We start from the raw sequence: 8,061 nt of genomic DNA, 5'->3' as shown, positions 1-8,061 counted from the left end.
CCGGTCGGGACCGCCATTTAAATTGGCTCGGTAGCTCAGTCGGTAGAGCAGAGGACTGAAAATCCTCGTGTCGGCGGTTCGATTCCGTCCCGAGCCACCATTTTTAATTTTATAGTTAAATAATGTATTGCCGACTTAGCTCAATTGGTAGAGCAACTGACTTGTAATCAGTAGGTTGAGGGTTCAAGTCCTTTAGTCGGCACCATTATGGCGATCGTGGCGAAGTGGTTAACGCACCGGATTGTGGTTCCGGCATTCGTGGGTTCGATTCCCATCGGTCGCCCCATTACGCGGGTGTAGTTTAATGGTAAAATAGAAGCCTTCCAAGCTTCGGTCGTGGGTTCGATTCCCATCACCCGCTTTTTTATATAATATTTATGGGCCTATAGCTCAGCTGGTTAGAGCGCACGCCTGATAAGCGTGAGGTCGATGGTTCGAGTCCATTTAGGCCCACCATATATATTATATCATTTTTATTGTTCCGCAGTAGCTCAGTGGTAGAGCACTCGGCTGTTAACCGAGTGGTCGTAGGTTCGAATCCTACCTGCGGAGCCATTATAGAGAAGTACCCAAGTGGCTCAAGGGGCGCCCCTGCTAAGGGTGTAGATCGCTAACGCGGTGCGAGGGTTCGAATCCCTTCTTCTCTGCCATAATAACGGCCCGTTGGTCAAGCGGTTAAGACACCGCCCTTTCACGGCGGTAACACGGGTTCGAATCCCGTACGGGTCATATCTAAAGCTCAGTTATTTGTGTTAACACAGGTAACTGAGCTTTTTATTTTGTCTAAAAATATATTCAAGCATATCATATCGTTTAGGAGTATTTTTATAGCCTCGATCTTTTAATAATTTTGATGCATCTGCTAATTTCATTTAATCACTACCTTTATCTCGTTCTTAATTTCTTCCAACCTAACGTTAAAATAAGAATAAGGATTTGCAGGATCACAATAGTACCACCCGGCGCTAAATTTAAAAAATATGAAAGGAATATTCCCGCAACGACCGAAAGTTCACCAAAAATAATGGAATAGATGATTGTTTGTTTAAATCCTTTTGCAATACGAATGCTAGCAGCAACTGGTAATGTCATAAGTGAAGAAACTAATAAGACCCCTACCACTCTCATTGAAACAGAAACGACTAACGCTACTAATAATATAAATAAATAGTGGATCCATTTTGCATTTATACCCGATGCAACAGCGTATTCTTCATCAAATGATAATAAGAACAATTCTTTATACAGTACGATAATTGAAATGACAACAAATATTGCAATGATTACGACAGTCATTAAATCTTGCCCAGAGACTGCACTTACACTTCCAAATAAGAAACTAAATAAATCCGTATTAAACCCATTTGCTAACGAAATTAGGATCACACCTAATCCCATACCCCCGGAAAGAATGATCGGAATAGCAAGTTCTTGGTAATGTCTATAAACACTTCTCAATTTTTCAATTAAAAATGCACCTGCGACTGAAAATGTCATCCCCATAAATAATGGACTCATAAATCCACTAGTAAAGAAATACTTTTCTAGTAATAAGCTCGCTGCGACACCTGATAGTGTCACGTGACTTAAGGCATCAGAAATTAATGATAATCTTCTAAACACAACAAACACTCCAAGTAATGGAGCCATAATTCCTATAATCATACCTGTTAGTAATGTATTACGTAGAAAATCATATTGAAAAAAATCCATCATAAGCTACCTCTCCCCTCTTCATGTTCGTGGTTATGAGATAGTAGATGTACTGAATGACCATACAAAATCGATAGATCCTTCTCTGTAGCATCCTTAAATTTTTCTCTGCTTCCGTGGAAATGAAGTTTTTTATTTAAACAGGCAACATGTGAAACTTTATCAGTAATAATACCAATATCGTGAGAGACTAATAATAATGTAATGCCTAATTTTGTATTTAAATCGCTCAGTAATTCATAGAAGCTCTCAACATTTTCCGCATCAACACCAACAGTCGGTTCATCAAGAATCAGTAATTCAGGATTACTTACTAAAGCTCTTGCGATAAAAACACGCTGTTGTTGCCCACCAGAAAGTTCACCAATATTTCGATTTGCAAATTCATACATCCCTACAGATTTTAATGCTTCAGTAACTTTTAGTTTATCTGAATTTTTAAATCCATTAAATAGTCCTATCTTTTTTACTAGCCCTAGTGAAACGACTTCAAACACAGATGCAGGAAATCCAGAATTAAAGCTATTCGCCTTTTGAGAGACATAACCAATCTTTTCCCAATTCTTCATTTTACGAATATCAGTTCCAAACAACTCAATGCTTCCTTGACTAGGCTGCTGGATTCCAAGAATACATTTAAGTAAAGTAGACTTCCCACTCCCATTTGGCCCGACTAACCCTAAGAAGTCTCCTTTTTTTACTAGAAGATTTATATCTTTTAATACATTTTGTCGTTCATAGCTATAAGATAAATCTTCTATTTTTATGATATTTTGACTCATTTATACACCTTCATCTATTTAGGAATAATTACGTTTTGTAGTTCAATTTCTTAGTATAAGAGATTCCTTCCTATTTGTAAACAAAGAAACATTCGCATTTTCCCTTCTTTCTTTCATACTCTTTTTTGACGGTTTTTTTGAGCCTATTTCAAAGGTAAAAATTGAATCCACTTCATTAGATTTCCATTAGAAATATCACTTAAAACTTAAGCATATTTTAATATATTTAAAAAAAACCCTTTATTTATAAGGCTTTTCATTTTGTGACAAAAAATACATATGTTACAATTAATCTATAAAACTATAGATAAAGAGGTGGTTTTTTGAACGCAGTCACACATCGAAGGCTTTCAAATTTCAAGATTTTTAAACGGGGGTTTTTCATTACATTAGGAGCTGCTTTAATGGCAGTCTGCTTAAAAGCATTTTTTATTCCAACAGATATTATTGATGGCGGAATTGTAGGTATCTCTTTGATCCTCTCTCATATTACTTCGATTAATCTCGGTATTTTTCTTTTCATCTTAAATTTACCTTTTGTATTAGTTGGATATAAACAAATCGGTAAAACATTTGCAATTTCAACATTATTTGGAATTAGTTTATTATCAGTATTTACATCTTTATTTAAAGACATTCCTCACTTAACAGCAGATCCATTGTTAGCTTCTTTATTTGGTGGTCTTGGTTTAGGTATCGGTGTTGGTTTAGTTATCCGTTATGGTGGTTCACTTGATGGTACTGAAATCATTGGAATTCTTTTATCAAAATCAACCCCATTTTCAATTGGTGAAGTAGTCATGGCATTTAACGTATTCATCCTTGGTAGTGCAGGATTCGTTTTTGGATGGGACAATGCAATGTACTCACTAATCGCATATTACGTAGCTTTTAAAACGATTGATCTTACGATTGAAGGTTTCCAAGATACAAAGTCAGTATGGATTATTAGTGATAATGATAAGGAAATTGGCGATGCATTAAATGCACGTCTTGGTCGTGGGGTTACATATTTCCACGGTGAAGGTGGTTTTATGGGCGAAGATAAAAAAATTATTTTCACAGTTATTTCTCGATTAGAAGAAGCAAAATTAAAATCAATTGTAGAAGATTTTGATGAAAATGCTTTTGTGGCAATTGGTAATATCGCTGACGTTAAAGGCGGGAAATTTAAAAAGAAAGCAATTCACTAATCAAGATAGCTTGAGTTCAGTATGAATTCAAGCTTTTTTTCTATTTTAAGAGCTACAAAAACAATATCAGCATTCATTAAATAGAGATTCTCCTCATAAAATGAATAGATGAATATGACACCAACTTAGAGGAGGATCATGATGAATATTATTCAGACGCTCATTAATAAAAAAGTTAATAGTATTACACCTAAAGAATTATTAAAATTGAGTCAGCAATATCAAGTATCAATTACACAAGATCAAGCGGTTAAAGTCGCATCCTTATTAAATGGTAAAAATGTAAATATATATGACCTTACCCAAAGAAAACAACTACTAGCCCAGATTTCTAATGTTACTTCACCTCAAACGGCACAGCAGATTGATTCGATTTTTCAAAAGTTAACTTAAGCAAAGATAATATGTTGATTAAAAACCTCTAATTAACAACTCTACTCATTTCGTATCTCATATAATTCTCTTACATCAATTTAATTTCAAAACGAAATGAGAGGGATTAAGATGGATTTACGTGAACTACATTATGAGATTATTTATTTAGATAAGATCACACAAGATGAGGTCAAATACAATCATGCGTTTCATTTGGATGATTTAAGTCATGACCTAGCCTTATCAATTGCAAGTAGTTTAATCGAACGTGACAAAGCACATGTAGTTTATATTAAATTATTATTTTTAGATGATCAAAACGAAGAACATATAAATAATGTAGTAACGGTTAAAAGGATAAAAGATGGAAAAATTATTGCCTCACATTTAGATAGTAAATTAAAGAAGATCATTGAAACTGAGCTATAAATTGTAAAAACATAAGACCATTAGGTCTTATGTTTTTTGTCTTTTTTTTGAATGTTAGCCACACTTTAATAGACTTTATCATGAAATGAACCTAGTATTAGGAACTCACATCGCTTACCTCACAGTTAAATTTTGAATCACTACTTGTCCAAATTTAGTAGGCATTTTATTTACGATAAATTTGCTGCTATCATTATTTGGCATTGGAACAGTTACAATTTTATGTTTACTAGCCAGCTTTATTTGATTAACTAATTTTCCATTTTCTAAGTTTCCTAATTTTTGTCCATCCTCATTAATAAATGGATTCAATGAAATACAACATAGACTAATACAAATAATCCCTGCTAATACAAATAAATATTTTCTTTTCATCATTACACCCCTATTTATTAGTATGCTTGTCCTATTCATATGCAAAATAAAAGTTTTAAATAACCGAAATCTATTCTATAAATCAATAGATTTGGTTTTAGTTTCCTAAAGTTCGATATCTCTCTTAATAGAAACATTGAGGATTTTTATTGTACAGAAAAATAGTCACCCTATTTTGGATGACTAAGTGTCAAAAGCTAAAAGTTTCTTGTTACTTTTTCTTATATCTATTTCGATTCAATTCTTCGTTTTTTATTTCTTTCAATACATATTCAAATCGATTGATTTGATTGTTTTTATTCACAATATATAAAAATGGTAATGAAAGAAAAGTTGAACTAAATAAGAAAATTGACCATCCAATTCTATGATTTCCGATGGCAATCATAGAAGATGTTAAAAATATGACACTTGTCGAATATAACAGGAAACGAATTCGCTTGATGTTTCTGATATGTTTGTTTTTTTCCTCAGTAATAAATAAGGCGATTTCATCGAATGAACTCATATGCTTGATTTTTCCAAGGAATACGTATGGATTTTTCAATTCCAAAGTCCTCACTCCTTGTTAAATGTTTTGCCTCATGTTCATGATAGAATATCTTCATATTATTTATATACTTCATTTACCGGTTGATTATATCTCTTAAATGTAGTCAATCATTAATATAAATCTTAAAGAACACAAAAAAGCCCCAGCTTAAAAAGTTGGGGCTAGTTATTATGAATTTAAAAGTTGTTGAATTAAATTTTCATTAAATTCCTTATTTCTTAACATTTCAATTTCTAATTTATAAGGTGCGACTTTATTATTTTTATCTTCGCCTACATATGGAGTTTCAAGGATTTTTGGAACTTCTGTTAGCTGTGGATGATGAACAATATAACTTAATGCATCAAACCCAATTGTACCAAAGCCAATATTCTCATGACGGTCTTTTCTGCTACCGGCAGGGTTTTTACTGTCATTAATGTGAAGTACTTTTAATTTATCAATTCCGACTAACTGGTCAAATTGTCGAAGTACACCATCAAAATCATTTACGATATCATATCCTGCGTCATTAATATGACATGTATCAAAACAAACAGATAATTTATCGCTAAAATGTACGCCTTCCATAATTCTTGCGATTTCTTCAAATGATTTACCACATTCTGAACCTTTTCCTGCCATCGTTTCAAGGGCGATCTGAACCGGTGTATCAGCCGTTAATACCTCGTTTAAACCTTGTATGATTCGCTCGATACCAGCGTCTTCTCCAGCACCTACATGTGCACCTGGGTGTAAAACAATTTGTTTGGCACCTAATGCGGCAGTTCGATCAATTTCTTTTTGTAGGAACTCAACACCAAGTTCGTAAGTTGCCGGATTTGTTGTATTCCCAATATTAATAATATATGGTGCATGAACAACAATATCTGCTATTCCATTTTCAGCCATATGCTTTAATCCTGCTTCAATATTTAAATCCTCGATTTTTTTACGTCTTGTATTTTGAGGTGCGCCCGTGTATACCATAAAAGTATTTGCACCATAACTTGCTGCTTCTTCACTTGCTGCTAAAAACATCTTTTTTCCGCTCATTGACACATGAGATCCAATACGTAACATACTTGTCCACTCCTAGCTTTTCTTCATACTTTCCATTGTAACACGATGATTCAAAAATGAAAAAAGAGAGGCTTTTATTGTGCCTCTCTTCATTCATATAGTCTATTTCCAGTTTTCGGTGACTTGTTTATCTCGTCAAAAACCATGGTCCAAGTTCAATGGACTCGTTTTGTCGGAGCTAAGCAGTCGCTTCCGCTTTTCTTGTTGTCTAGCTCCGGCTCCTAACTCCTCGAGTCATAAGCCAATAATCTTCGAAGTGGAAAAACCACCACTTTCTTCAGATTAATGGAGATATTCCTCTCAGAGCTAAACGCGCTTGTTCCACTTTTCTTCTTACCTACTAGTTTTCTTCTTTACTCTTTGTTTAAATGATTCGCGTTGTTCGTTTAGTTTGCGTTTGTAGCCTGGTTTTACTTTTGATGGTTTTTTGATGGCTTTTGTTGCAACAGCGTCTAAGCTACGGTCAGTTCTTTTGCGTAGTTTACGTTTTGCACGTGGTCCTAGTTCAACCCATTCGCCATTTTTTAGTTCGCGATGTTCGAACTCAATGCCGCGATCTTGTAGTTTGTCTAGTGCTTGTTCATCTTCTTGGTCGTAAATTGTAATAGCTGTTCCCGAGTAGTTTGCACGGCCTGTACGTCCTACACGGTGTACATAGAAATCTAAGTCTGAAGGTAATTCGATGTTAATAACATGACTTACACCTTCAATATCAATTCCACGAGATGCTAAGTCAGTTGCGACAATGTATTGGAATTCTAAGTCTTGAATTTGTTTCATCATTTTTTTACGTTCACGTGGACTTAAATCTCCATGAATTTGACCAACCTTTAGCCCATATGATGATAATTGAGATGCAACTTCTTCAGCTTTTTTCTTTGTGTTTGTAAAAATAATGGCTAAATAAGGTTGGAAACTCAATAAAATATCTTTTGTCATTCTCACCTTGTCTTTATGACGACTAGGAACGATAACGTGCTCGATTTGCTGAGCAGAAAGCTGTTTTGGATTAATATGAATATGCTCAGGGTTTTCCATGTATTTTTTCATAAATGGTTTTAGTTTTTCAGGAATTGTTGCTGAAAAAACTAGCATTTGTAAATTCTTAGGCATTTTTGATGCAACTTGGTCAACGTCATGGATAAATCCCATATCTAACATTAAATCCGCTTCATCAACTACTAAGTATTTAGATGTATGTACTAATAGTACATTATCATTAACTAGATCTTTAATACGACCTGTTGTACCAACAACAATATGAGGTTGTTTCTTTAATTTTTCAACCGTACGCTTGTAATCTGTTCCACCTACAAAATTCTTTGCAGTTAACATAGCATCTTCTGGACAACATTCAATAATAGATTGAATATCTTTATAAATTTGTGTTGCCAATTCACGCGTTGGAGCAGTAATAACTAATTGCACTTGGTCAATTGTTGGGTCAATTGTATTAATTGTTGGAATTAGATATGCATGTGTTTTACCAGATCCTGTTTGTGATTGTCCGATAATACTACGTCCAGTTTTTACTTGTGGAATAATTTTTTGTTGAATTTCTGTAGGGCCTGTAAAATGT

General features: G+C 34.1%; 9 protein-coding genes and 8 tRNA genes. 11 read left to right on the top strand and 6 right to left on the bottom strand.

Going from position 1 to position 8,061, the window contains the following annotated elements; all coding sequences use genetic code 11:
- Positions 1-24 precede the first annotated feature (24 nt).
- The 8 genes from V7056_RS18105 (at position 25) to V7056_RS18070 (ending at position 729) form a co-directional block, all read left to right on the top strand.
- Positions 25-100: transfer RNA gene (locus V7056_RS18105), tRNA-Phe, on the top strand.
- Positions 101-129: 29 nt separating this feature from the next.
- Positions 130-205 (top strand) — tRNA-Thr (locus V7056_RS18100).
- A 5-nt stretch (positions 206-210) separates the two neighbouring features.
- A tRNA-His gene (locus V7056_RS18095) sits at positions 211-286 on the top strand.
- A gap of 4 nt (positions 287-290) precedes the next feature.
- Positions 291-361, top strand: a tRNA-Gly gene (locus V7056_RS18090).
- A gap of 18 nt (positions 362-379) precedes the next feature.
- Positions 380-456, top strand: a tRNA-Ile gene (locus V7056_RS18085).
- 24 nt (positions 457-480) lie between these two features.
- A tRNA-Asn gene (locus V7056_RS18080) sits at positions 481-555 on the top strand.
- Positions 556-559: 4 nt separating this feature from the next.
- Positions 560-650, top strand: a tRNA-Ser gene (locus V7056_RS18075).
- A gap of 7 nt (positions 651-657) precedes the next feature.
- Positions 658-729, top strand: a tRNA-Glu gene (locus tag V7056_RS18070).
- 156 nt (positions 730-885) lie between these two features.
- Here the strand turns inward: V7056_RS18070 and V7056_RS18065 are convergent.
- Together V7056_RS18065 and V7056_RS18060 are read right to left on the bottom strand one after the other, a co-directional pair.
- Positions 886-1,716 carry a metal ABC transporter permease gene (locus V7056_RS18065; RefSeq protein WP_499703793.1) on the bottom strand — a complete coding sequence of 277 codons (831 nt, stop codon included), beginning with the start codon at positions 1,714-1,716 and terminating at the stop codon, positions 886-888.
- Complete coding sequence (locus V7056_RS18060; RefSeq protein ID WP_499703792.1) at positions 1,713-2,495, bottom strand: metal ABC transporter ATP-binding protein; 783 nt, start codon at positions 2,493-2,495, stop codon at positions 1,713-1,715. The genes V7056_RS18065 and V7056_RS18060 overlap by 4 nt, the downstream gene beginning before the upstream one ends.
- 404 nt (positions 2,496-2,899) lie before the next feature.
- Here V7056_RS18060 and V7056_RS18055 point away from each other — a divergent pair, with 404 nt between their 5' ends.
- The 3 genes from V7056_RS18055 (at position 2,900) to V7056_RS18045 (ending at position 4,492) form a co-directional block, all read left to right on the top strand.
- On the top strand, positions 2,900-3,688 hold the full coding sequence (locus tag V7056_RS18055) for a YitT family protein (protein ID WP_192602615.1): 789 nt from the start codon (positions 2,900-2,902) through the stop codon (positions 3,686-3,688).
- Between the two features lie 141 nt (positions 3,689-3,829).
- Entirely contained in the window at positions 3,830-4,081 is a 252-nt protein-coding gene (locus V7056_RS18050; protein ID WP_499703791.1) for a DUF2624 domain-containing protein, read from the top strand.
- Positions 4,082-4,192: 111 nt separating this feature from the next.
- Positions 4,193-4,492 (top strand): hypothetical protein, encoded by a 300-nt coding sequence (locus V7056_RS18045; RefSeq protein WP_499703790.1) that lies wholly within the window; start codon positions 4,193-4,195, stop codon positions 4,490-4,492.
- A 114-nt stretch (positions 4,493-4,606) separates the two neighbouring features.
- Here V7056_RS18045 and V7056_RS18040 read toward each other — a convergent pair whose 3' ends face one another.
- From V7056_RS18040 to V7056_RS18025, 4 genes are all read right to left on the bottom strand, one after another.
- Entirely contained in the window at positions 4,607-4,867 is a 261-nt protein-coding gene (locus V7056_RS18040) for a hypothetical protein (protein ID WP_499703789.1), read from the bottom strand.
- Between the two features lie 211 nt (positions 4,868-5,078).
- Positions 5,079-5,420 (bottom strand): hypothetical protein, encoded by a 342-nt coding sequence (locus tag V7056_RS18035; RefSeq protein WP_499703788.1) that lies wholly within the window; start codon positions 5,418-5,420, stop codon positions 5,079-5,081.
- Positions 5,421-5,588: 168 nt separating this feature from the next.
- On the bottom strand, positions 5,589-6,482 hold the full coding sequence (locus V7056_RS18030; protein ID WP_499703787.1) for a deoxyribonuclease IV: 894 nt from the start codon (positions 6,480-6,482) through the stop codon (positions 5,589-5,591).
- 333 nt (positions 6,483-6,815) lie between these two features.
- On the bottom strand, positions 6,816-8,061 hold a 1,246-nt coding region (locus V7056_RS18025; protein ID WP_499703786.1), incomplete at its 5' end, for a DEAD/DEAH box helicase.

Origin of the sequence: Bacillus sp. JJ664 (assembly GCF_036962205.1) — a bacterium.
GTDB lineage: Bacteria > Bacillota > Bacilli > Bacillales > Bacillaceae_G > Gottfriedia.
This window is presented reverse-complemented; position numbering and strand designations above follow the sequence as displayed.

Excerpts from the sequence above, each read along its gene's own strand:
- V7056_RS18065 (WP_499703793.1), bottom strand. The coding sequence starts at position 1,716 with ATGATGGATTTTTTTCAATATGATTTTCTACGTAATACATTACTAACA.
- V7056_RS18060 (WP_499703792.1), bottom strand. The coding sequence starts at position 2,495 with ATGAGTCAAAATATCATAAAAATAGAAGATTTATCTTATAGCTATGAA.
- V7056_RS18055 (WP_192602615.1), top strand. The coding sequence starts at position 2,900 with ATGGCAGTCTGCTTAAAAGCATTTTTTATTCCAACAGATATTATTGAT.
- V7056_RS18050 (WP_499703791.1), top strand. The coding sequence starts at position 3,830 with ATGAATATTATTCAGACGCTCATTAATAAAAAAGTTAATAGTATTACA.
- V7056_RS18045 (WP_499703790.1), top strand. The coding sequence starts at position 4,193 with ATGGATTTACGTGAACTACATTATGAGATTATTTATTTAGATAAGATC.
- V7056_RS18040 (WP_499703789.1), bottom strand. The coding sequence starts at position 4,867 with ATGAAAAGAAAATATTTATTTGTATTAGCAGGGATTATTTGTATTAGT.
- V7056_RS18030 (WP_499703787.1), bottom strand. The coding sequence starts at position 6,482 with ATGTTACGTATTGGATCTCATGTGTCAATGAGCGGAAAAAAGATGTTT.